The 22,783-nt window shown below is 66.3% G+C and carries 18 protein-coding genes and 1 pseudogene; 9 read left to right on the plus strand and 10 right to left on the minus strand.

Going from position 1 to position 22,783, the window contains the following annotated elements; translation table 11 throughout:
* Positions 1–6: 6 nt before the first annotated feature.
* Together cysS and rlmB are read left to right on the plus strand one after the other, a co-directional pair.
* A complete protein-coding gene (cysS, locus tag WIMU1_RS11580; protein ID WP_062797633.1) occupies positions 7–1,395 on the plus strand; it encodes a cysteine--tRNA ligase in 1,389 nt (462 codons plus the stop codon).
* 97 nt (positions 1,396–1,492) lie between these two features.
* A complete protein-coding gene (rlmB, locus tag WIMU1_RS11585) occupies positions 1,493–2,452 on the plus strand; it encodes a 23S rRNA (guanosine(2251)-2'-O)-methyltransferase RlmB (protein ID WP_062797244.1) in 960 nt (319 codons plus the stop codon).
* A gap of 99 nt (positions 2,453–2,551) precedes the next feature.
* Here the strand turns inward: rlmB and WIMU1_RS11590 are convergent, their stop codons facing one another.
* Both WIMU1_RS11590 and WIMU1_RS11595 read right to left on the minus strand, forming a co-directional pair.
* The gene (locus WIMU1_RS11590; protein WP_062797246.1) at positions 2,552–3,403 is read right to left on the minus strand and encodes a hypothetical protein; all 852 of its coding nucleotides are present in this window, start codon (positions 3,401–3,403) and stop codon (positions 2,552–2,554) included.
* A 95-nt stretch (positions 3,404–3,498) separates the two neighbouring features.
* A complete protein-coding gene (locus WIMU1_RS11595) occupies positions 3,499–4,269 on the minus strand; it encodes an alpha/beta fold hydrolase (RefSeq protein ID WP_062797248.1) in 771 nt (256 codons plus the stop codon).
* 93 nt (positions 4,270–4,362) lie between these two features.
* Here WIMU1_RS11595 and WIMU1_RS11600 point away from each other — a divergent pair, with 93 nt between their 5' ends.
* The 3 genes from WIMU1_RS11600 to WIMU1_RS11610 are packed head-to-tail and all read left to right on the plus strand — an operon-like array spanning position 4,363 to position 6,921.
* Positions 4,363–5,925: a carboxylesterase/lipase family protein gene (locus tag WIMU1_RS11600; protein WP_062797250.1), complete on the plus strand. Its 1,563-nt coding sequence runs from the start codon at positions 4,363–4,365 to the stop codon at positions 5,923–5,925.
* A gap of 40 nt (positions 5,926–5,965) precedes the next feature.
* Complete coding sequence (locus tag WIMU1_RS11605; protein ID WP_030172773.1) at positions 5,966–6,424, plus strand: MaoC family dehydratase; 459 nt, start codon at positions 5,966–5,968, stop codon at positions 6,422–6,424.
* A 14-nt stretch (positions 6,425–6,438) separates the two neighbouring features.
* Positions 6,439–6,921, plus strand: a complete 483-nt coding sequence (locus tag WIMU1_RS11610) for a DUF2599 domain-containing protein (protein ID WP_245968920.1) — start codon at positions 6,439–6,441, stop codon at positions 6,919–6,921.
* Here WIMU1_RS11610 and WIMU1_RS11615 read toward each other — a convergent pair.
* From WIMU1_RS11615 to WIMU1_RS11650, 8 genes are all read right to left on the minus strand, one after another.
* Complete coding sequence (locus tag WIMU1_RS11615) at positions 6,910–8,307, minus strand: FAD-binding oxidoreductase (protein WP_062797252.1); 1,398 nt, start codon at positions 8,305–8,307, stop codon at positions 6,910–6,912. The genes WIMU1_RS11610 and WIMU1_RS11615 overlap by 12 nt on opposite strands.
* A 139-nt stretch (positions 8,308–8,446) precedes the next feature.
* Positions 8,447–11,908, minus strand: a complete 3,462-nt coding sequence (locus tag WIMU1_RS11620) for an ATP-binding protein (protein WP_062797254.1) — start codon at positions 11,906–11,908, stop codon at positions 8,447–8,449.
* Positions 11,909–12,024: 116 nt separating this feature from the next.
* A complete protein-coding gene (locus WIMU1_RS11625) occupies positions 12,025–12,924 on the minus strand; it encodes a metal ABC transporter permease (RefSeq protein WP_023961285.1) in 900 nt (299 codons plus the stop codon).
* Complete coding sequence (locus WIMU1_RS11630) at positions 12,921–13,796, minus strand: metal ABC transporter ATP-binding protein (protein ID WP_062797637.1); 876 nt, start codon at positions 13,794–13,796, stop codon at positions 12,921–12,923. The genes WIMU1_RS11625 and WIMU1_RS11630 overlap by 4 nt, the downstream gene beginning before the upstream one ends.
* A 47-nt stretch (positions 13,797–13,843) precedes the next feature.
* On the minus strand, positions 13,844–14,860 hold the full coding sequence (locus tag WIMU1_RS11635) for a metal ABC transporter solute-binding protein, Zn/Mn family (protein ID WP_062797639.1): 1,017 nt from the start codon (positions 14,858–14,860) through the stop codon (positions 13,844–13,846).
* 66 nt (positions 14,861–14,926) lie between these two features.
* Positions 14,927–15,544 carry a TetR/AcrR family transcriptional regulator gene (locus WIMU1_RS11640; RefSeq protein ID WP_062797260.1) on the minus strand — a complete coding sequence of 206 codons (618 nt, stop codon included), beginning with the start codon at positions 15,542–15,544 and terminating at the stop codon, positions 14,927–14,929.
* Positions 15,541–16,779, minus strand: a complete 1,239-nt coding sequence (locus tag WIMU1_RS11645; RefSeq protein WP_062797262.1) for a cytochrome P450 — start codon at positions 16,777–16,779, stop codon at positions 15,541–15,543. The genes WIMU1_RS11640 and WIMU1_RS11645 overlap by 4 nt, the downstream gene beginning before the upstream one ends.
* A 46-nt stretch (positions 16,780–16,825) precedes the next feature.
* Positions 16,826–17,800, minus strand: coding sequence for a pirin family protein (locus WIMU1_RS11650; RefSeq protein ID WP_062797264.1), 975 nt, complete (start codon positions 17,798–17,800; stop codon positions 16,826–16,828).
* Between the two features lie 119 nt (positions 17,801–17,919).
* On the opposite strand from WIMU1_RS11650, the gene WIMU1_RS11655 reads away from it, so the two are divergent.
* The 4 genes and pseudogenes from WIMU1_RS11655 (at position 17,920) to WIMU1_RS11670 (ending at position 22,678) form a co-directional block, all read left to right on the plus strand.
* A complete protein-coding gene (locus tag WIMU1_RS11655) occupies positions 17,920–18,810 on the plus strand; it encodes an alpha/beta fold hydrolase (RefSeq protein WP_062797266.1) in 891 nt (296 codons plus the stop codon).
* The gene (gene mshA, locus WIMU1_RS11660) at positions 18,807–20,237 is read left to right on the plus strand and encodes a D-inositol-3-phosphate glycosyltransferase (protein ID WP_062797268.1); all 1,431 of its coding nucleotides are present in this window, start codon (positions 18,807–18,809) and stop codon (positions 20,235–20,237) included. The genes WIMU1_RS11655 and mshA overlap by 4 nt, the downstream gene beginning before the upstream one ends.
* Positions 20,234–20,836: pseudogene (locus WIMU1_RS11665) on the plus strand (type III secretion system chaperone family protein); the annotation flags it as partial. The gene mshA and the pseudogene WIMU1_RS11665, both read left to right, overlap by 4 nt.
* Before the next feature lie 237 nt (positions 20,837–21,073).
* A complete protein-coding gene (locus WIMU1_RS11670) occupies positions 21,074–22,678 on the plus strand; it encodes an AMP-binding protein (RefSeq protein WP_062797270.1) in 1,605 nt (534 codons plus the stop codon).
* Positions 22,679–22,783: the final 105 nt, after the last annotated feature.

Consider the following 22,783-nt stretch of genomic DNA (forward strand, 5'->3'; position numbering starts at 1 on the left):
CCGATCGTGACCCTGCGCCTCTACGACACCGCCGCCCGAGATGTACGTGACTTCACGCCACTGCGTCCCGGCCATGCGTCGGTTTATCTGTGTGGCGCCACCGTGCAGGGCATTCCTCACATCGGGCACGTGCGCAGCGGCATCGCGTTCGACGTCCTGCGCCGCTGGCTCACCCACGAAGGCTACGACGTCGCGTTCGTGCGCAACGTGACCGACATCGAGGACAAGATCCTGACCAAGGCCGCCGATGCGGGCAGGCCGTGGTGGGAATGGGCGGCCACTCACGAGCGCGAGTTCAGCTGGGCCTACGACCAGCTCGGTGTGCTGCCGCCGTCTGCCGAACCGCGGGCGACGGGGTTCATCACCCAGATGGTCGAGTACATGGAACGCCTCATCGACCGCGGTCACGCCTACGCCTCCGATGGCAACGTCTACTTCGACGTCCAGAGTCTTCCCGAGTACGGCTCGCTGTCCGGTCATCGCCTCGACGACGTCCATCAGGGCGAGAGCGCCGGGACCGGAAAACGCGATCCACGCGACTTCACCCTGTGGAAGAGCGTGAAGCCGGGCGAACCCTCATGGCCGACGCCGTGGGGCCGCGGGCGCCCGGGATGGCACCTCGAATGCTCGGCGATGGCCACCACCCTTCTCGGTCCGGAGTTCGACATCCATTGCGGTGGTATGGATCTGGTGTTCCCGCACCACGAGAACGAAGTGGCCCAGAGTCATGGGGCGGGAGATCCGTTCGCCCGCTACTGGTTGCACAACGGCTGGGTCACCATGGGTGGTGAGAAGATGTCGAAGTCTCTCGGCAACGTGGTCGCCATCCCGGCGATGCTCCAGCAGGTCCGGGCTGTGGAATTGCGTTACTACCTCGGCAGCGCGCACTACCGGTCGATGCTCGAATACTCACCACGTGCCCTCGAAGATGCCGCCGAGGCGTACAAGAGGCTCGAATCCTTTGTGCACCGGACGGGTTCGCGCATCGGCGATGTTCCCGTCGGCGAGGTGACCGCTGAGTTCGCAGCCGCTCTGAACGACGACCTCGGAGTGCCGGCGGCACTCGCGCAGGTCCACGGAACGGTCAAGGCGGGCAACACAGCCCTCGAGAGCGGTGACCACAAGACCGCGCTGGAGTCGGCATCGGCGGTGCGAGCCATGCTCGACGTGCTGGGCGTCGACCCGTTGGCAGAGAACTGGGCGGACAGCCGCGACGACACTTCGCTCACCGCGGCGCTCGACGTTCTCGTCCGGGCAGAACTCGACCGCCGCACCGCCGCTCGGGCGGAGAAGAACTGGGCCGTGGCCGACGAGGTGCGCGACCGGCTGGCCAAGGCCGGGATCGACGTGACAGATACACCGGATGGACCGCAGTGGTCGTTGACGGACAAGTAGAAAACGACACAGAACATGGAGTCCGACCGGTGAACCACGAGGCAACGGCCCGACCCACGGGTCGATCGGCCCGACCTACCGAAGGGGCTGGTAACTGATGGCCGGCAATTCCAAACGCAAGGGCGCCATCCGCAAGGGTGGCACCAAGAAGGGGCAGACCGTCGGATCCGGCGGTCAGCGTCGGCGCGGTCTCGAAGCGAAGGGCGCCACACCGAAAGCTGTCGACCGCACCTATCACACCGCTCACAAGCGTGCGAAGGCTGCGGCGAAGGCCTCAGCGCCCGGCGGGCGGCGTCCGCAGCGCAAGTCTGACGTCGATGGGCCCGAATACGTTCTCGGACGTAACCCGGTGGTCGAATGCCTGCGCGCCGGCGTCCCGGCGACTGCCTTGTACGTGGTGCTGGGGGGCGATGCCGATGAGCGCGTCACCGAAGCCGTCCAGATCGCGGGCAACAAGGGCATTTCGATCCTCGAGGTGCAACGGCCCGAACTCGACCGGATGAGCTCGAACGGCATGCACCAGGGCATCGCCCTGCAGGTACCGCCGTACCGCTACGCCCATCCCGAAGATCTGATGCAGCTGGCCATCGACAGCGGCCAGCCTCCCTTGCTGGTGGCCCTCGACAACATCACCGACCCGCGAAACCTCGGCGCCGTGATCCGTTCGGTCGCCGCGTTCGGCGGACATGGCGTGGTGATCCCGGCTCGCCGCAGCGCCTCGGTCACCGCCGTCGCATGGCGCACCAGTGCGGGCGCTGCCGCACGGCTACCCGTCGCGCAGGCCACCAACCTCACCAGAACACTCAAGGAGTGGGCTCAGTCGGGTGTGCAGCTGGTCGGTCTCGACGCCGACGGCGACGTCACCCTCGACGACTACGACGGTTCGGGTCCCACCGTGATCGTTGTCGGGTCCGAGGGCAAGGGTCTGTCGCGGCTGGTTCGCGAGTCGTGCGACTCGATCCTGTCCATCCCGATGGCCGGCGACGTCGAGAGCCTCAACGCGTCGGTCGCCGCCGGAGTGGTGCTCGCGGAGTTCGCACGTCAGCGCCGTTCTTGATCAGACACCGTTCGTAGGTCCGTTACAACAATGGCGTAGCCGGCCTGTCGGTCGACTACGCCACTGTGTTGAGAGCTATTGATGTTTCGGGCTCGAGCCCTAGGCCGGGCTCTGCGTTTTCTTCTTGTCTGGCACCAAAGCGTTCATCGCGACCTTGATGACGATGCCCACGACGATGATGACGATGCCGAGCACGGTGCTGGTGGAGTCGGTGACCAGACCGGCCACACCGGTGACGATGACGAAGATCGGCACCCAATCCCACAGCCGCGCCAGTGACTGCGGCACCACGTCCTCTCCGCCCTTCGCCATCGCTTTGGCAACGGCGTACTCGGGGTAGAACTCGGTGAACGAGATCGCAAAGATGGTACCGGCCAAGCCGATGATCCAGCCGGTCCAGAAGTTGTTGTTGTCGTCCAGGACGGCGTCGCCGTAGAACCCGGCGACCGCTCCCACCCCGAATCCGATGACCCAGGACCAGGTGATCATGTAGTTGATGTGGATGAACACCGGGTTGTCCCACATCTCTTCCGGCTCAGACTCTTTCGCGTACTGCATGGTGAAGGGCTGGCGAATGAGGATCGACCCCAAAGCGAAGGAGACCAGCGCGATGTTGGTCATCTCCCCGCCCCACATCTCGAGCCAATCGACCACGCTGGCTGCCGCGAACTGGGCGAGCAGCACCATCGAAGAGAAGTAGACGAGGTCGAAGATCTCGAGGAACTTGATCTTGCTACCGCGCTTGTGGCCGCCGATGACAATGAGTAGTGAGAGGCCGAATGCGACTGCCGCTGCCTCCTCGAATCGGCCTGGACCATTGATGAAACCCATCACGATCCATGGGGTCATGCCGGCGAAAGGCGAATTCAGGAAGGCCGACAGAACGCGTCCGAACTTCGATTGGGTGACGACCGGCGTGACCGTCTTGTTCTGATCGGAATTATCTGTCACGGCTACATGGCCTTATCTCGCATTGGAGCACAGGAAGTTTGGTGTGATGCTTGACGATCGTAACGGTAGGCAGCTCGGGTCACCGCACGAAATGGTCAAGCCGGATCGCCGCGAAGGAAATTGATGATGACCGGATTGACAACACCGGGGGTCTCGATCGGGATCAGATGTGTGCCAGGCAGAACCGCAAGACGTGCGTTGGGTAGTACCTTCACGATTTCCGCGCTGTGTTCGAGTGTCACCTCGTCGTGATCGCCTTGCATCACCAGAGTCGGTGCGGTGATTCCACTCAAGTCGGAAAGCGCCATCTCGGGTTCGTTCGCGATCATCGTGGTGGTTTTCTCGAATACAACCGGAAAATGCTCATCGCCGTCGGGCGAGGTCTCCGCGTAGTCGGACCGCAGGAATTGCACGATTTCTGAATCGATGTCGTCGAGAGAGTCGAGTAATCCGCCGCTGGTCCGCCCGGACGAGTTCAGATATTGCCCCAGGACAATCATCCGGTTCACCAGATCGGGACGTTTGAGGGCAACAAGAAATGCGATGACGGCGCCGTCGCTCCAGCCGACCAGGTGCGCCGGTCCGCCGACGACCCCATCGAGATAGGCGATGGTCTCTTCGGCCATGTCCTCGTAGTGGAACTCATCGGTGACGTCGGCGCTGTGTCCGTGACCATGGCGCTCGGGGGCGTAGACCGTGTACCCGGCGTCGACCAAGGGCTGGAACTGTCCGCCCCAGTCCGCCGCCGAGGAGAACGCACCGTGCAGCAGGACCACCGCGTCGCCCTCGCCGGCCACCTGATGCCACACCGGCGTGTCGGCAGACGGGTGGTTTATTTTGACGTATCCGGTGTACTCGGTGGTCATGCGTTCGAGTTTTTCAGATCACCGGCCGTGTCGTGTTGCGAATGAGCGCGATAGCGGGCGAGTGACCGCTATTGGACCGATAGGGTCGAAAACATGGTGAGTACTAGTACGAGGGTGACCCTGTCCGACGGGGTCGTCGAGGGTGTCCGCGACGGCGACATCGTCCGCTGGCGCGGCATTCCGTTTGCCGCACCCCCGGTCGGTGACCTGCGACTGCGGGCACCTCAGCCGGCGATCGGATGGGAAGGTGTGCTCAAGGCCGACAGCTTCCGGAACGCTGCGCCGCAGAATCCGAAATATGCGCTGGTCGAGCGCGGGCGCAAGCAACCTGTCAGCGAAGACTGCCTGACGGTCAACGTCGTGGCGCCGGCACGCACGTCGAACAAGCCGCGGGCGGTGATGGTGTTCATCCACGGCGGCGCATACATCCTCGGATCCACCGCCACCCCGCTCTACTACGGCCACGACCTCGTCCGGCGTGGCGACGTGATCTTCGTGTCGATGAACTACCGGCTCGGTCCACTGGGCTACGGGGACTTCTCCAGGTACTCGACCCCTGACCGCCCCTTCGAGACCAATCTCGGATTGCGTGATCAGGTGGCTGCGCTGCAGTGGGTGAAGGACAACATCGCCGACTTCGGAGGCGACCCCGACAACGTCACGATCTTCGGGGAGAGCGCCGGCGGCAACGCCGTCACCACCCTGATGGCCACACCTGCGGCAGGCGGCCTGTTCCACCGCGCCATCGCCGAGAGTTCTGCGCCGATGCTGACCTTGCACCAGCACTACGCCCAGCGTTTCGCGGACAAGATGGGCGAACTGCTAACCGCCGACACCGGCATCTCGGACGTGGCCGAAGCCCTGGCCTCGGCGTCGTTGGCCGAGATCGGCCGCGCCGGGCACCGACTGGCGAGGTGGGTCACCAAGGACAGCCCTGGTCTGCTGCCGTTCGGGCCGGTCGTCGACGGCGACTACCTGCCCGTGGCGCCTGTGGAGGCCTTTGCCGACGGTTCGGCCCACCAGGTGCCGATGATCATCGGCACCAACAAGAACGAGGGAACACTCTTCAAGCGGCTGCCGCAGGGCATGCTGTCCACCGAAGAGGTCATCACGGAGATGTTCGCCAACACCGAACCCGACGCGCAGGACCGCATCACGGCTGCCTACAACGGTTACCCCAGCCCTCGATCGATGGTGCAGTTCGGCGGCGACTACATCTTCTGGGTGGGCAGTGTGGCTGTGACACAAGCGCATTCCGAGCACGCCCCCACCTACGCGTACCGATATGACTATTCACCGAAGGTGATGAGGTGGATGGGTCTGGGGGCCACCCACGCGTCCGAACTGCTTGCCGTGTTCGGCATCTACCGCGGTAAGGCAGGCCGGCTGCTGACCCAGCTCGGTGATCGGCGAGACGCCCTCCGTGTCACCGGGGAGGTACAGGATCAGTGGCTGGCGTTCGCCAAAACCGGCGAGCCGCTGCCCAGTTGGCCCCGTTACACACCGAAGGTGCGCGCCACCAGGATCTTCGACAAGCACTCCTACGTGGAGGTGGACCCGATGCGAGCACGGCGCGAGGCATGGCACGGGTTCGGCGACTACGCTTCGAAGGTCCCCGGCGCCGAAGCCGCCGAGGAAACCCTTGAGAACGTGTGACGGCCGCACGTCGGTGAACATCTGAAGCTGGGAGATGCGAATGCGTGTATTTGGCTCCGCGACCGAGGTTTTGACTGCTGTCGGGAGCGAGTTGGGCAGCAGCGAATGGATCACGGTGACCCAGGAGCGGGTTGACCAGTTCGCCGAGGCGACCGGTGATCACCAGTGGATCCACGTGGACGTCGAACGCGCAAAAGCGGAGAGCCCGTACGGCGGCACCATCGCCCACGGGTTCCTGAGCCTGTCTCTCCTTCCGATGCTGGGCGCGCAGATCTACGGGTTCGAGGGTGTGAAGATGGCCCTGAACTACGGCAGCAACAAGGTTCGCTTCCCGTCTCCGGTCCTGGTGGGGTCGAAGGTCCGGCTCACCACCACCCTCGCCGAGGCGACCGACCTCGGCGACGGTGCGATTCAGATCGTGTTCGGTCACACGCTTGCCGTGGAGGGCACAGCCAAACCTGCGGTGGTCGCGGAGATGGTTGTCCGGGTTGTGTTTTGAGGCGTGCTGCGTGGTTGGGCACGCTCGCGGCGGCGATGATCGTGGTCAGCGGATGCGGCGGGTCTGATCCCGACCCGGCGGTGACCACCGAACCGGTCGTCAGTGAGTCGACGACAACAACGGCTTTGACAACACCGGCCGAGAGCGCGACCGCGATCACGCCGTCCACCCCTGTGTATCTGCCACCGTTCATCGACCACGTCGCCTGGACGCAGACCGAGCAGGGCCCGAGCCTGCAGGTGTTTCCCACCGAGTCAGGACGCAACACGCAGGGCACCGGCGATCTCGATGCCAGCTGGGCCGAGGTGGTCGAGCTCGACCCCACGGCCGACACCCCGGGAATGCGCGATCAGTACGCCTGCCACTGGCGGTTCGCCCGGATAGTCGACCCCGACAAGACGAGCTGGAACCTGGAACCGTGGCGCCCCGTGGTCACCGAGTCGGAGATGATCTCGACCCGCTGCAATCCCGGCGGCGCCGAGGAATCAATTCCCTGACGTCGTCACCGAGCGAACCACCTGACCGACACGCAGCAGTCCGTGTGGATCATGTTGCTCTGCAAGGGCTCCGAGCCACACCAGGGTGTCTTCGTCGTAGCACCGCGCCAATCGGGCCGGTCCAGTACCCGGAGCGAAGTTGGGCAGCTCACCCACCGACCACGGCGCCACGGCGTCCAGTACAGCGCTCGCATGGGCGGGCACGTGCTCGGCGATCGGCGGCACCAGTGCACCGACCACCATCAGGTTGAATGACGCGCCGCGATGGCAGAAAGCGCTGCGTTGGGCTGCCGGCCGCGACATCGCACCCCCGAGCAACCGGAGTTCGACGACCACCTGCGGCGAACCCGATTCGGGGCCGGTGAGAGCGATGAGGGCGTCGATCGCATCGTCGCTCAGCTCGCCGAGCAGTGTGCTGCGCTCATGCGTCGGCATGGGGTCGACGGGATCGGCGTGGATCGCCCCCATCGCCGCGTAGGGCATGGGCGCCACCGCGTCGATCACTGGTCTCGCGGCGGTGCGGATCGGCGCGAACAGGGCTTCGGCGGCGGTCGGCTCTGCGAGCGATGCGTAGCGGACCGCCAGCGTCAACCTGCCGGCCAGCTGCGGCGGAACGCCTGGCAGCGGCGGCAACTGCAGCAGGGCGATCGAGGTGTTCGTATCCTCGGGAAGAGCCGCACTCCAGTCGCGCCAGACCCGCAGCACGTCGGCAGCGTCGGAACCATCGAAGTACACGGCGCCTCCGTAGATCTCCGATATGGGCAGCAGCTCGATCTCGACCGAGGTGACGATTCCCAGCGTGCCTTTCCCGCCGCGCAGCCCCCAGAACAGCTCGGCATGGTTGTCGGGGGTGACCTGCAGGACCTCGCCGCGCCCGGTGACCAATTCGAACGATCGGACATGATCGGACGACAGGCCCACACTGCGCACCAGTGGGCCGATGCCGCCGCCGGTCAAGAAACCGATCACCCCCACGTGGGGCGCTGAGCCGGCCAGGGCGGCGAGGCCGTGCGCTGCGGCCACATCGATGACCTGCTGCCACCGCACGCCGGCGCCGACCCTGGCCGTACGTGTTTGCGGATCCACCACGCAGCCGTTCAACTCGGCGGTGTGCACCAGGATTGTGCCCGAATCGATCGGCAGGGCGCCGTGCCCGGTTGCCTGCACGGCAACCGTCAGCCGGCGACGCTCGGCCACGCGCAACGTGGCCGCGACATCGGCGGCCGAGGTGGCGAACACAACTGCGCACGGCTCTGACGGCACCGAGACGTTCCAGGGCGTCGCGCGCGCGTAGTCGGGATCGGCAGGACCGGCGACCACACCGGACACGGCGGCGCGCAGTTCGGTGGCCGGGTCGGCGTGGGTGCTCTCGGTGGTCGTGGTCATCGTGTGCGGACGCCTCTCGTCATCGGGGAAGTCGATGGCAACAGGTTGCGTCACATCACTTGGCATCTGCTTGGTGGCGAGTCCAAGGAAACGTCAAGAAGTGGACCGGATCCGTTCGGGGTCCCGGCGCGGGTCGGCGTCAGGCCTGCTCACGCACTGTGCGCACGTCCTCGAGGAGGCCCGCCATGCAGAACTCGGCCGCCCGGGCACCGATGTCATCGAGTTCGTCGAGATGTCGTTCGGCCGGTGGACGCAGTTGCCACTGGAGGAGCCGGCAACGAAGGACGGTCGGTTGCCCGCCGTTGCGCTCGGCGACCTCGGCCGCGACCGCCACTGCCTCGGTTGCGGCGGCGGTGTCGCCCAGCAACATGTGAAGCCTGGCGATCGCGAGGTCCACCGGACCGACGGAACCGAGCTGACCGATCACGCCGATGCACCCGGTGAAGGGTTCGAGTTCGGCGATGAAGTCTGCGGCGAAGACGGTCAGCTCGAACTGTGCCACCAGGTGGGCGAGAGCCGTCGCGTGACCGAGCGTGTGCCACACGTGTGCGCCGCGGGTGTCCTGCCGCTGCCGGATGAGCTTCTCGGCCAGGTTCCGGTCGACCGGAGCACCGGGGACGGTGGCCAATCCGGCCGCGATGACGCCGATCATGTCGGTGTCCTCGGCGCTGGCCGCCACACCCTCGATCAGGTCGCGGGCCATCGACGCCTCGTCCTCGGACAGATGGCCCTGCTCGCGTCGCAAGCCCATCAAGGACATGTTGGACTGTCCGGTCACGTACAGCTCGGTCTGCTCGTGGACACGTTTGGCGATGGCCCGGTGCCGGGTGGCCCGTTCGAAGTCGCCGTCCCAGACCGCCACCACCACCTCCATCCAGCGGAGCTGCGCGCGCAAGATCGGCAGGTTCAGCTCCTCGCTGCCGTTGATCGCCTGGAGCAGATGGCCCCGGACCGCGTGGACGTCGCCAAGGGTGAACGCGGCCATGGTCGCGATCGAGTGTGCGATCACGGTGTCGAATCGGGCCTGACTGTGCGCGAAGGTCAGCAGGTCACCGATCGTGGCGATGGCTTCAGCGGCATGGGTGGCGACGCCGGAGAAAGTGATCAACCGGGCCATCATCACCTCGGCCGTGATCTCGGGATCGTCTGCGATGGCCGCGAAATGTTCTGCGCGGACGATCAATTCGGGCGCCAGCGTGGGGTCGGGGTGATAGCTGTGCCCGACACACAGAGCTCCGAGAACCTGTGCACGCGCGGCAGATTCGTCCGCGACGATCTGTTCGGCGCGAAACAGCAGGGCCAGCAACGGCGCGGGGTCCTTGCCCGGGGTAACCCACGGCCACCCGCCGCCCGAACGCAGCAGCGAACCGGCCAGTTTTCCGATGGTCGCGGTCTTCTCGGTTCGGATGGCCATGGCGAGTTCCGTTTCGACCGTGTCGAGTACGGTCTGGCCACGGCCCGAGCGTGACAGTGCCTCGAGATAGGACACGGTGAGGCCGTCCCGCTCTGCGTCGTCCTGATCGGCTGCGGGCAACAGGTCGTAGGCCACCAGTGCCTGATGCCACCAGTTGGCCGCGGACTCGGAGTTCCATCGCTCGGCGGCAGCGGTGGCCGCCGCGATGCATGCCGCAACCGCGTCGCGGGCCTCCACCAGAGGCAGCGCGGCCATGAGATGTTGTGCACGCCTGCCCAACACGTCCGAGCCCGATACACCTTCGAGTACCTCACCGACCTTGGCGTGCGCGCGTTTACGACGCAGCGTCGGCATCTGGGCCAGCACTTCCTCGCGAAGCAATCCGTGGGCGAACGCATAACCGTCGGTGCCCGGGGCCGCGGCGATGATGCGGGCATCGGCGGCCTCGTCGAGATGGTCGGCGAGCGAGTCGATGTCGAGACGGGTGGTGGCCGAGAGCAGCGCCACGTCGATCGCGTCCCCGATGACTGCGGCCATCCGGAGCACCTGTAACACAGCAGGATCGAGGCCGGCCAACCTCAGGCCGAGGACGGAACGGACTGCTTGCGGCAGTTCACCGGCGTCGCGTTCGTCCTTGGACAGGCGCGCGTATTCGGAGACGAACAGCGGATTGCCGCCCGTGCGTCTGATCAGGCGGGAGACCTCCGTCTCGGACAGGGCTTCGTCGGCGATCTCATTGGCCAGTGTCGCGGCATCGTCATCGGCCAGTGCCGACACGACGATCTGACGATTGCCACCTCCGCGGGCGACCGCGCTGAGGAGCCGGCCGAGCGCGGTCCCGTGCTCGCCCTCGCGCAGAGTGATGATGAAGCCCACCGGGTGCCCGTGTACAGCGGTCGCCATGGAGGCGAGCGCGCCCACCGACATCGCGTCGGCCCATTGGGCATCGTCGATCACGACCGCCAGAGGTGTTGTCGCCGAACTCTGTTCGATGACGCGCTGTACCCGGTCGTACGTGGTGAAGCGGGCCGTGTCGGCGTCCACGCCGTCCTGGGTGGTCAGGATCTCGGCGGGGTCGCAGCCCAGCGCCTCGACGAGCTGACGGGCGGGCCACCAGGCGGGGGCGCCCTCCTCGGGATTGCGGGCCCACACAGCGCGACCACCCAGGGCCTGCATCCGCTGGGCGGCCTCGTGGGCGAGTCGTGTCTTTCCGATGCCCGGCGGGCCGATCAGGATGAGCCAGCGCGTGTTCCCCGCGACCACCTCACCGAGCAGCCGGCCGATGTGGTCGATCTCGCGCGTGCGGCCCACGAGTTTGCCGTTCGATGCGGCAGTCGAGGCCGGGGCCGGCTGATCCGGGACCGCCTCGGGTTCGGGTGAACGGATCTCGCTGGCCCCGGACCAGCTGGGTTTACGGGGCCACGCGGCCAACTCCGGGTCGTGGCGCAGGATCGCGCCTTGCAACTCGCGCAGTTCGGAGCTCGGTTCGAGTCCGAGATCGTCGTCGAGTCTGCGCGCGTGTTCGGTGAACACATCGAGGGCTTCGGCCGAGCGGCCCGCCCGGTGCAGCGCCATCATGTGCAGCCAGCAACTGCGATCGCGATAGGGCTGCTCGGTCTGCAGTGCCACCACATCGGCGAGTGCCTGGGGAACGCGCCCCAGCGCCAGGAGCGCGGTGATCCGGTTCTCCCGGCACCCGCTGCGGAGTTCTTCGAGTCCGGCCGCCTCGGTCTGAACCCAGCTCTCGTCACCGAAACCGTCGAGCAGCCGTCCGCGCCACATGCCGAGAGCACGATCGGACGTCTCGAGGGCCGGCGCCCAGTCCTCGCGGTCGGAGGCCTGGCGGGCCGAATTGGCGAGGTCCAGGAACTCGTCGATGTCGAGTTCGGAATCGTAGATCTCGAAGATGTACCCGTTCGACTGCCGCCGGATGGGGGAGGTGCCGACCGCGTCGTTGCGCAGCGCCCGGCGCAGATTCGAGATGTAGGCCTGCAGGCTGGACGTGGCGCTCGGCGGTGCGTCTTCTCCCCAGATCGCGTCGGACAGCCGGTCGATGGAGACGACGGTGCCGCGATTGAGGAGCAACAGCGCCAGCACCATCCGCTGCTTGGGTGACCCGAGCTCTACGACCTGCGAGTGGTCGGCGCGACGAACCACGGACAGCGGTCCGAGCAACTGATACCGCATCGCCTGCCTTCCGGTCCGGGCCGCGTGCTACAGCGTCACCCGAAATGAGAGCTTAGGCGATCGGTCGATCTGGCGTGTCCTTGCTGAGCAGGTTCGAGGCAGCGGGACAAAAAGTCTCAGAAACTGGTGCCGAGCAGCGGTTTGCTGGAGGTGGGAACCCGTCGGCGCCCGGAGCCGGCGGACCGTTTGGAGCCGACCACACGGCACACCAGGTAGATGACAAACGAGATGGTGGTGACGAAGGCGGAGACGGGCAGACCCGGCGCCAGCGACAAGACGATACCGCCGACCGCGGCGATCTCGGCGAACAAGATGGACAACCCGAGCACCACCGTGGGGTTCGACGACACGCGCATGGCGGCTGCGGCCGGGGTGATCAGCAGCGACATCACCAGAAGGGCGCCGATGATCTGCACACTCTGGGCCACCGCTGCGCCGAGCAGCACCGCGAACACCACCGAGAGCAGCCGCATCGGCACACCACGGGCCTCGGCCACGCGGGGGTCGGTGCTGGCGAACAGCAGCGGCCGATAGATGACAGCCATCGCCGCGACCACGACGACAGTGGTGATGACCACGGCCTCGGCGCCTTGGGTGCCCGCATTGATGGCCTGCCCGGCTAGCAGGTTGAATCCGGTTCCGATACGTCCCGGGTTGAGCGCGATGAACAGCACCGCCAGTCCGAGACCGAACGCCATCACGACGCCGATCACCGAATCACGTTCGCGCACACGGTTACCCAGCAAACCGAAGATGACGGCCGCGACGATCGCCCCGATCACACCGCCGAGGTTGACGCTGAAGCCGAACAGCAGAGCAGCAGCGGCTCCGGTGAACGACAACTCACTGGTGCCGTGGACGGCAAACGACATCTGACGGCTCACGACCATCGGGCCGAGGACGCCGCCGAGGATGCCGAGCAGCGCGGTCGCCACCAACGCCTGCTGGACGAAGTCGTAGGAGAGCAGGTTCATCGTGGCGTCGAAGTCGAAGAAGTCCGACCACTGGGCCTTCATTCCTTCACCTCGACATCGCGGGTGGACAGGTGGTCGAGGTCGGCGGACACATGGTCACCGTGGCAGGCGGATTCGTCGGCGCCGACGACGATCAGCCGGCCCTGCACCTCCAGGACATCAACACGCGTCTGGTACAGCTCGCTGAGGGTTTCCGACGTCATCACCTGCGCCGGTGTCCCGATGCGGAACCGGCCGTCGACGAGGTACACGACCCGATCGACGTACGGGAGGATCGGGTTGATCTCGTGGGTGACGAACAGGACAGCGGTTCCGTGGTCGCGGCGACGGCGGTCGATCAGCGCGGCCACCCGGCTCTGGTTGGCTGGGTCGAGACTGAGCAGCGGCTCGTCGCAGAGCAGCACCGAAGGATCGCCCGACAGTGCCTGCGCAACCCGAAGCCGCTGTTGTTCGCCACCGCTGAGTAGTCCCAACGGGGCGTCGGCGAACTCGCGGGCATCCACCTGGGCGATCGCATCGTCGACAAGAGCGTTGCGGCGCTTGCGGTTTCGCCACCCGATGCCCCACCTCTGCCCGTCCACGCCGAGACCGACGAGATCCCGGCCACGTAGCGGCACACCCTCATCGTGGGTCTGTTGCTGCGGGATGTACCCAATGGTGCTGTCGCCGGCCCGCAGGCTGCGGCCTTGCACCGCAACCGTTCCCGCGTTCAGCTGGTACTGGCCCAGCAATGTCTTGAGCAGAGAGGTCTTGCCCGACCCGTTGGGCCCGAGGATCGCGATGAACTCGCCGGGGGCCACGGTCAGGTCGAACTCGTCCCACAGCACCCGCTGCCCGAACTTCAGGCGCGCGCCGCTGATCGTGACGGCGGCACCGCTGATGTCCAGAAGTGATGCCGGTTCGGGCTGGGTCATGAACTGCGCTAACTGCTTGGTGTCGGTCTGGTCGATCACGAGGTCGATCAGGGAGTCGTCGTATCGGACGCCAGGGCGGACGTCAGGGTCTCAACATTAGCCTTCTGCCATTCGATGTAGTCGGTGGTTCCGGCGGGCAGGGTCTCGGTGAAGTCGACCACCGGCACGCCCGAGCTGTTCGCGATGTCGAGAAGTGCCTTGGTGCCCTCGTCAACTGCCTGCGTGTTGTAGATGAGGGCGCGCACCTGGCGTCCCCGAAGCAGATCCTGGGTGGCCGCGATGTCGCGGGCCGACGGCGACTGCCCGGCCTCGACCGCGTCCTGCAGACCGGCGGGGGTGACATCTTTGAGTCCGGCGTCGAGCAACAGGTAGTAGGCGAGCGGTTCGGTCTGGGCCACCGGGGCATCGGGGTTCGCGGTCTTGATGGCGGCGACCTGGGCAGTCAGTTCGTCGAGCCGCTTGTTGAACTCGGTGACGTTGTCGCGGTAGGTCTGCGCGTTGGCGCTGTCTTTCTCGGACAGGGCCTCGGCCACCTTGTCGGCGACGAGCCCGGCGACCGCGAGATCGTAGAAGACGTGCTCGTTGGCCTCGCCCGCTCCGTGATCGTGGCCGGACTCCTCGGTGCCGCTTTCTTCGTGACCGGCTTCTTCATGGCCCGGTTCTTCGTGGCCCGCTTCTTCATGCCCGGCTTCTTCGTGCCCACCTTCGGCGAGTTCGAAGGCGTTGATCACGACGGCACCGGAACTCTTGGGTGCGTCCTCCATGTAGGTGTCGTAGTGCCCGCCGTTGAGGACCACCACGCCCGCTTCGGAGACCTTGGCTGTGTCCTGTGCGTTCGGTTCGAACTCGTGCGGGTCTCCGGTGGGGGAGTTGTAGAGCGACGTCACCTCGGCCTTGTCGCCGGCGACCGCAGCGGCGACCGAACCCCAGACGTCGGTGGAAGCCACGATGGACACCTTGCCGTCGGCGGTGGTGCCCCCGTCGTCCGAGGAGCATCCGGCCGCCAGGGCGGCGGTGAGGGAGACGGCGGCGGCAACCGCCAGGGGTCGGGACCAGGTGCGCATCGGGAGGTGACCTTTCACGTCGAGACGATGGCCGCCTCATCAAGGCGGGGCTCCATCGGGTAGACGCTAATGATAACCGTTACCGACAGCCAGGCGAAATCGGCCTGGCGCCACCACGGCCGGCGTCACGAACCGTTCGATGACCGCGCGCTCCTCGGTGGCGTCGGCTCCGGGAGTTGTCAACAGCGACACGATCATTCGTACGATGAACTGCGCTCGCAACCCTTCATCGGCGCTCGGGCCTGCGGAGCCGCCTGTGGGGTCGTCGGAGACAAACGCCGTGACGATCTTCTTGATCAGCTCGGACGATGATCCGAGTTCGGCCGCCAGGCTTGCCGAGCCGGGGCGAAACCAGGAGTGCAACACCGGGTCGGTGCGCACTGCCTCGACGGCAGCGACGATCGCGTCGGTGGTCCGCCGTGCCGGGTCGGCGACGTCGGTCAAACGCTCGGCGAGCTGCCGGGAGAGTGCGCGGGCCTCGCGTTCGACGAAGGCCATCTGCAGTTCGGCGCGCGACGGGAAGTAGCGGTAGAGCGTGGCCCGCGAGCATCCGGCGGCGGCGGAGATCTGGTTCATGTTGACCGCATCCACCCCGTGCTCGGCGAACAGCTCAGCCGCGACGTCGAGTATGCGGCCCGCAGCGATGGCCGATCGGCTCTCGCCCAGCCAGGAGGCGGCCGTCACCGGTTGGTCCGCACAAGCAGTCTGGTCGGACGGCGTACGTAGTTGCCCTTGGCGTAGGTGATCGAATCGGCGTCGACCTCGAAGTCGGGGCAGCGCCTCAGCAGCTCTTCGAGCGTCACCCGGACCTGCATCCGCGCAGCCGCCGCCCCGAGGCAGTGGTGACCGCCTCGACTGAACGTGAGTATCTGGCGGGGGCGCCGATGGATGTCGAGTTGGTCCGCATCGTCGCCGTAAACCCGCGGATCGCGATTGGCTGCGCCGTAACAAAGCAAGACCTTGCGGCCCGCCGGAATGGTCACAGGCCCGGCATCCGTCTCGAAATCGGTGTCGACGGTGGTGGTCCGGGCCAGGCCCTGGACCGGTGACGTGAGACGGAGGAACTCTTCGATCGCCCCGACGATGAGCCCGGGATCGTCTGCCAGTTCGCGCCGTTGTCCGTGGTGTTCGCCGAGTAGTGCGGTGGCACCGCCCAGCACCCCGGTGGTGGTGTCGTTACCCCCGGTGACCATGGTGAAGGCGAAGGCGAGGATCGACAGCAACCCCTCAGTGTTGCCGTCCTCGCCGACTCCCGCCCTCACCAGATGCGACACGGTGTCGTCGCCGGGATGTTCTCGCCGATAGGCGATCAGCGTGCTGAAATACCCCATCAGCTCCACGACCGCCGCCGATGCGGCCTCGCCCGCCCGTGCCAGATCTGAGCTGTCGGCGCCGACGATCGCCTCGGTCCAGCCGTCGAACGCGCGCCGGTCCGACTCCGGCACACCCAGGTAGTGCGCGACAACCATCGACGGCAGGGGTTTGAACAGGTCTGCGACCACGTCGCCTTCTCCGGCATCGAGGAGGGCATCGAGCCGGTCGGTGACAAAACGCCGCACCGCGGGCTCGACGTCGGTGACCTGCTTCGGGGTGAACCCGCGGGCCACCAGCTTGCGGAAGTCGGTGTGCGCAGGCGGGTCCTGCATCACCATGGGCGGATTGTCGACGAGGCCGAGGCTCTCGAGTTCGCCGTAGGTGACGGTGAGACCTGCGGTGGAGGTGAAGGTGCGCCAGTCGTCGGCGGCGCGGGTGACGTCCGCGTGTCGGGTGAGCACCCAGTAGTCGCGGTCGGGACGGTCGGTACGGACGCGATGGACCGGGTCGTGGTCACGCAGAGCCGTGTACATCGCCCAGGGTTCACGCCATGTCTGCCCAGAGCGCAGGGTGAACTCGGCTGGAGATGACACATTGGCCCTCATGTCTCAACAGTGAGACACTTGGGCCAATGTGTCAACCCTTGTGGTGTCAGGCTCCCGAGGTGTGCGGCATGAGCGCACCCGGCGGGATGTGGCCGAACTTGCCGGCGTTGAAGTCGTCCATCGCCTCGATGAGTTCGGCGCGGGAGTTCATCACGAACGGCCCGTACTGGAACACCGGCTCACGGATCGGGCGTCCGCCGAGCAGCAGCACCTCGAGCGCGGGGCGGTTCGAGTCCTGTTGCTGCGCAGCCGAGATGGAGATCCGGTCACCGGGTCCGAGGACTGCGAGCTGACCCTGCTGGATGGGATTGCCCACGGGTCCCACGGTGCCGCGCCCGGACAGGACGTAGACGAGTGCGTTGAAGTCGCGGTTCCACGGCAGGTTCAAGGCCGCACCCGGCTCGATGGTGGCGTGAGCCAACGTGATCGGTGTGTGTGTCGACCCCGGGCCGGTGTGACCGTCGATGCCGCCTGCGATGATCCGCACCAGCGAACCTCCGTCGGGTGAACTCAGCAGGGTGGCCTGGTTGCCTTCGATGGACTGGTAGGCCGGGGTGGCGAACTTCGCCTTCTTGGGCAGGTTCACCCACAGCTGGACCCCGTGGAACAGTCCACCACTCTCGACCAGCTCTGCGGGCGGTGTCTCGATGTGCAGGATGCCCGACCCGGCCGTCATCCATTGGGTGGCGCCGTCTTCGATGAGGCCGCCACCGCCATGAGAATCCTGGTGAGCGAACCGGCCGTCGATCATGTAGGTCACGGTTTCGAATCCGCGGTGCGGGTGCCAGCTGGTTCCACGTGGTTCGCCGGGCTCGTATTCGACCTCGCCCATCTGGTCCATGTGGACAAAGGGGTCGAGGTCGGTCTTGGAGACGCCTGCAAAGGCGCGGACGACAGGGAAACCCTCACCCTCGTACCCACGCGGGCCGGTGGTCACCGACCTGACGGGCCGCTCGGTGTCCGTGGCGACGGGACCTGCGATGCGGGGCAGGGTCAAGGTATCGGCTGTGACGGCGGGCATGACGTGCTCCTTAGATGGAGGTGATTCGTACAGCCAGTGTAACCGGACCGCGGTCCGATTCATTCCGTGACCACGGTCGCTGGTCCGTGCCCCCTGAGCCACACCATTAGTGTGGACTCATGGGCACCACCATGGGCCAGGTCGAGGCACCCGACGGCACGCGCATCAGCTATCGGGTCGCCGGGCGGGCCGCCGACGCAGACAGCCCGGCACTGCTGCTCATCCACGGTTGGGCACAGTCATCCACCTGCTGGGGCGATCACCTACTCGAACTCCTCGGGCGCGAGCATCGGGTCATCGCGATGGATCTGCGCGGGCACGGCGAGTCCGGCGTACCCCCGGGTGCGACGACCGCTGAGAACTTCGGACCGGCGCAGTTTGCAGGTGATGTCGCTGCGGTGCTCGCCGCCGAGGTCGGGTCCGGCCAGCCGGTGTTCCTGCTCGGCTGGTCGTACGGCGGGCTGGTCTTGTGCGACCACCTCGCGACCCTGGGGCGAGCGTCGGACACCGTTGCGGGTGTTGTCCTGGTGGGAGCGACCACCTCGATGGGGCGGGGTAAGCCCGGTGGGCGGATCGGGCCTGCGATGCGCGCCGCATTGCCCGATGCGTTGTCCGACGATCCGAAGGTGGCGGTGGCGGCGCTGTCCGACTTCGTCGCCGCCGTGACACCACTCGGTGACGGTTCCACCATCCAGCGCTTCCTCGGCACATCGCTGGCCACGGCACCCGCGGTGCGCAGCGCACTGTTCGGCCGCGGCGCCGACCACGACGATGTCCTCGCGGCTCTCGATGTGCCCGCACTGGTCATCCACGGCACCGCCGATGCGGTGGCCGACATCTCGTGCGCCGAACACGCCACGTCTCTCATCCCGGCAGCCACTGCGGAGTTCTGGGAAGGCGGTGGTCACGCACCGTTCGTCGACGATCCCGACACCTTCGCGCGTCAGGTGGAGGGCTTCGTGGCCGAGTCCATCCGGTCCTACGACCCGGCCAGGGGAGTCCGGTCGTGACTCCGGCCGGCGGTCCCGCGGTTCCGCGGCGGGTGGCGCTGATCTCGGTGCACACGTCCCCGCTGGCCCAGCCCGGGGTCGGAGACGCCGGCGGGATGAACGTCTACGTGTGGCAGACCGCCAAACGTCTGGCGCAGCGTGGTGTCGAGGTCGAGATCTTCACGCGCGCAACATCATCGGCTGATGAGCCCGTGGTGGAGGCGGCCCCGGGGGTGACCGTGCGGAACGTGGTGGCCGGTCCGTTCGAGGGGCTGGACAAGCGGGACCTGCCCACACAGTTGTGTGCGTTCACGGCGGGCGTCCTGCGGGCCGAGGCGGGACGGCCGGTGGGCTACTACGACCTCGTCCACTCGCACTATTGGCTGTCCGGACAGGTCGGCTGGCTGGCCCGCGACCGATGGGCAGTACCTCTCGTGCACACCGCGCACACTCTCGCCGCGGTCAAGAACGCCTCGCTAGCCGAGGGCGACACCCCCGAACCGCCGATGCGGCAGGTGGGTGAGCAGCAGGTCGTCGATGAGGCCGACCGTCTGATCGTCAACACCGAAACCGAAGCGCAGCAACTGATCTCGATCCATCACGCGGACCCGTCGCGGATCGACGTGGTCACCCCCGGCGCTGATCTCGAGTGTTACACGCCTGGGCCGCGCATCGACGCCAGGCTCGACCTCGGACTGGACCCTGACGAGGTGGTGGTGACGTTCGTCGGCCGGATCCAGCCGCTCAAGGCTCCGGACGTGTTGCTCCGGGCTGCGGCGCCGCTGATCCGGCGCGGACTCTCGAACGGACGAAAACTCCGGGTACTGGTGGCCGGTGGACCGTCCGGCTCCGGGTTGGAACGCCCCACGTCGCTGATCGAGCTCAGCCGTGACCTCGGCATCGAGTCGTCCGTCACGTTCATCCCGCCGCAATCGCCCGAGTCGCTGGCCAAGGTGTACCGCGCATCGAATGTGGTTGCGGTGCCCAGTTATTCGGAGAGCTTCGGATTGGTCGCCATCGAAGCGCAGGCGGCCGGGATACCAGTGCTCGCCGCGGATGTCGGCGGGCTGGGGGTGGCCGTCGACAACGGCGTCAGTGGTGTCCTGGTGGACGGGCACGGGATCGACCGCTGGACCGGGGAACTCGACCGTCTGCTGGGGGACGAAACCGCCCTCGCGGCAATGGGAGAGGCCGCGCACCGGCACGCCCAGAACTTCTCGTGGGATCACACCGCGGATCAGCTGCTGGCCAGTTACGGCAGGGCCATCGACAGCTTCCGGCGAAATCGCGCACAGGTATCGAATGCGCCCGATCCGGGTACAACCCAGCCGCTGGGCAACCTCTCAGAAGAAAGCACTCCGCACGGAGTCGTGGCCGAACCCGAAGCCCGACCTCTGGCCCGGATGGCACGCCGGTTCGCCGGACGTAGAAATGGGGCACGAACATGACATCACAGATCACCTCAGAGCTCGGTTCGACGATCGACCAATTCCTCACCCAGCGCGAGATGACCTTCAGCCGTAAGGATTCCGGCGGCAAGGACGCCGACTACTTCGTGGTGGACCTACCGGGTGAGAAGAAGCTCAAGACCACGGTGCTGCTGACCGTGGCCCCACACGGATTGCGGATCGAGGCGTTTGTCTGCCGCAAACCCGACGAGAATCACGAGGGCGTCTACCGCTGGATGCTCAAACGCAACCGACGGCTCTACGGCGTGGCGTACACGCTCGACAACTCGGGCGACATCTACCTGGTCGGCAGGCATTCGGCGGAGTCGATCACCGACGCCGAACTGGACCGGCTGCTCGGGCAGGTCCTCGAAGCGGCCGACGGCGACTTCAACGTGCTCTTGGAGATCGGGTTCATCACTTCGATCCGGCGTGAATGGGCATGGCGGGTCTCGCGCGGTGAGTCGCTGAACAACCTCAAGGCGTTCGAGCACCTCATCGACGGTGACGGGTCAGACGGGGCACCTGGTCGATCGGTGCCGTCGCACAACGGCAACGGCGGCGCGCCCCGGTCGCACGGTGAGCGTGCCCGCGGTGAAGGCGGTGCACATCTTTCCGGGGGCGATGGGACGCCCTCTGCCGGTGGCGCGCCGATCGGCGGCGTGGAGAAGGGTCGCGAAGAGGGCGACAACGGTCGGCCGCAGGCATTCGACGCGGCAACCCCGTCGTCGGACGTCGGTCTGGACGACTAACTGTCCGATTCGGCAGACCCTGACAACCGGCATTGCTACTGTTGTTGACTGATCGTCAACAACAACGCCGGAGGCCGAAGAATCATGAGTTTCAAGAGTCCCTTTCCCCCTGTGGAGATCTCCGAGGATTCGATCTACGAGACGTTGTTCGGGTCGATCAGCGAGGAGGACCTGGATCGGACCGCGCTGATCGACGCCGGCGCCACCGAGGGCACCACCTACCGTGAGCTGATCGGCCGGATCAACGCCTTCGCCGGAGCCCTGGCGGCGCGTGGCATCGAGGTGGGCGACAAGGTTGCACTGCTGTCGCCGAACACCTCGGCGTTCGCGTTCGTGTTCCACGGCATCCTGCGGGCGGGCGCCACTGCGACCACCGTCAACGCGCTGTTCACCGCGCCCGAGATCGCCAAGCAGCTCACCGACTCGGGTGCCAAGATGCTCATCACGATCACCCAGCTCGGTGACCAGGCCAAGGCGGCAGCAGCGCAGGTCGGTCTGCCCGAGAGCGCGGTGATCTTGTTGAACGGGCCCGGAGAGGCCGAGAGCCCTCACCCGAACGCGCTCGATCTGCTGGGTGCCGGCCTTGCGGCTCCGGACGTCAGCTTCGACCCGGCCACCCATCTTGCGGTCCTGCCGTACAGCTCGGGCACCACCGGCAACCCCAAGGGTGTGATGTTGACCCATCGCAACCTGGTCGCCAACGTGGCGCAGAGCCAGCCGCTGCTGAACATGTCCCACGACGACTCGGTCCTCGCGGTGTTGCCGTTCTTCCACATCTACGGGATGACGGTGCTGCTCAACCTTGCGCTGTACAACCGGGCGAGGCTCGTGGTGATGCCGCGTTTCGATCTGGTGCAGTTCCTCGAATCCATCCAGAACTTCAAGTGCAGCTATGTGTTCATCGCGCCGCCCGTGGCGGTTGCGCTGGCCAAGCACCCGCTGATCGACGACTACGACCTGTCGTCGGTCAACACCATCATGTCGGGTGCCGCGCCACTGGACGAGGTGCTGGGCAATGCTGTCGCCAAGCGGCTGAACACCCGGGTCATCCAGGGCTACGGCATGAGCGAGCTGAGCCCGGTCAGCCACGCCATGCCCAGCAAACCCGGCGACGGCCCGGAGGCGCCGCTGTCGTCGTGCGGTTGGCCCATCCCGAACACGGTCAACAAGATCGTCGATCCGGCCACCGGCGACGAGATCGACATCCCGGCCGAAGGGCTCAGCGAGCCGGGTGAGCTGTGGGTGGCGGGCCCGAACGTCATGGCGGGCTACCTGAACAACGACAAGGCGACCAAGGAGACCATCGACGACGACGGGTTCCTGCACACCGGTGACATGGCGCGGGTCGATGCGAACGGCTGCGTCTACATCGTCGACCGGCTCAAAGAACTCATCAAGTACAAGGGCTACCAGGTGCCGCCCGCCGAACTCGAGGCGTTGCTGCTCACCCACGACGATGTCGCGGACGTTGCGGTCATCGGCGTGATCGAGGCCGACACCGGCGAGGAGATCCCGAAGGCGTTTGTGGTCAAGCGTGAAGGCTCCGATCTCACCGGTGAGCAGGTGATCGAGTTCGTCGCCTCGCAGGTCGCGCCGCACAAGAAGGTCCGCGAGGTGGAGTTCATCGACGCCATCCCGAAGAGCGCGGCAGGCAAGATCCTCCGCAAGGATCTGCGCAAGCCCGCCTGATCCGTCTGGTCCCGGCGTCTCACAGCGTCGCCAGAGAGCTTTACCAATACAAAAGACGCTCCGCCGGCCGGTGGAGCGTCTTTTGTGTATTCGGTGGATATCTGG

Origin of the sequence: Williamsia muralis NBRC 105860 (assembly GCF_001598915.1) — a bacterium.
GTDB classification, from domain to species: domain Bacteria; phylum Actinomycetota; class Actinomycetes; order Mycobacteriales; family Mycobacteriaceae; genus Williamsia; species Williamsia muralis.

Coding starts and splice junctions, on each gene's coding strand:
- rlmB (WP_062797244.1), top strand. CDS start 1,493: ATGGCCGGCAATTCCAAACGCAAGGGCGCCATCCGCAAGGGTGGCACC.
- WIMU1_RS11595 (WP_062797248.1), bottom strand. CDS start 4,269: ATGACCACCGAGTACACCGGATACGTCAAAATAAACCACCCGTCTGCC.
- WIMU1_RS11600 (WP_062797250.1), top strand. CDS start 4,363: ATGGTGAGTACTAGTACGAGGGTGACCCTGTCCGACGGGGTCGTCGAG.
- WIMU1_RS11605 (WP_030172773.1), top strand. CDS start 5,966: ATGCGTGTATTTGGCTCCGCGACCGAGGTTTTGACTGCTGTCGGGAGC.
- WIMU1_RS11615 (WP_062797252.1), bottom strand. CDS start 8,307: ATGACCACGACCACCGAGAGCACCCACGCCGACCCGGCCACCGAACTG.
- WIMU1_RS11620 (WP_062797254.1), bottom strand. CDS start 11,908: ATGCGGTATCAGTTGCTCGGACCGCTGTCCGTGGTTCGTCGCGCCGAC.
- WIMU1_RS11625 (WP_023961285.1), bottom strand. CDS start 12,924: ATGAAGGCCCAGTGGTCGGACTTCTTCGACTTCGACGCCACGATGAAC.
- WIMU1_RS11630 (WP_062797637.1), bottom strand. CDS start 13,796: ATGACCCAGCCCGAACCGGCATCACTTCTGGACATCAGCGGTGCCGCC.
- WIMU1_RS11635 (WP_062797639.1), bottom strand. CDS start 14,860: ATGCGCACCTGGTCCCGACCCCTGGCGGTTGCCGCCGCCGTCTCCCTC.
- WIMU1_RS11645 (WP_062797262.1), bottom strand. CDS start 16,779: ATGAGGGCCAATGTGTCATCTCCAGCCGAGTTCACCCTGCGCTCTGGG.
- WIMU1_RS11650 (WP_062797264.1), bottom strand. CDS start 17,800: ATGCCCGCCGTCACAGCCGATACCTTGACCCTGCCCCGCATCGCAGGT.
- WIMU1_RS11655 (WP_062797266.1), top strand. CDS start 17,920: ATGGGCACCACCATGGGCCAGGTCGAGGCACCCGACGGCACGCGCATC.
- WIMU1_RS11670 (WP_062797270.1), top strand. CDS start 21,074: ATGAGTTTCAAGAGTCCCTTTCCCCCTGTGGAGATCTCCGAGGATTCG.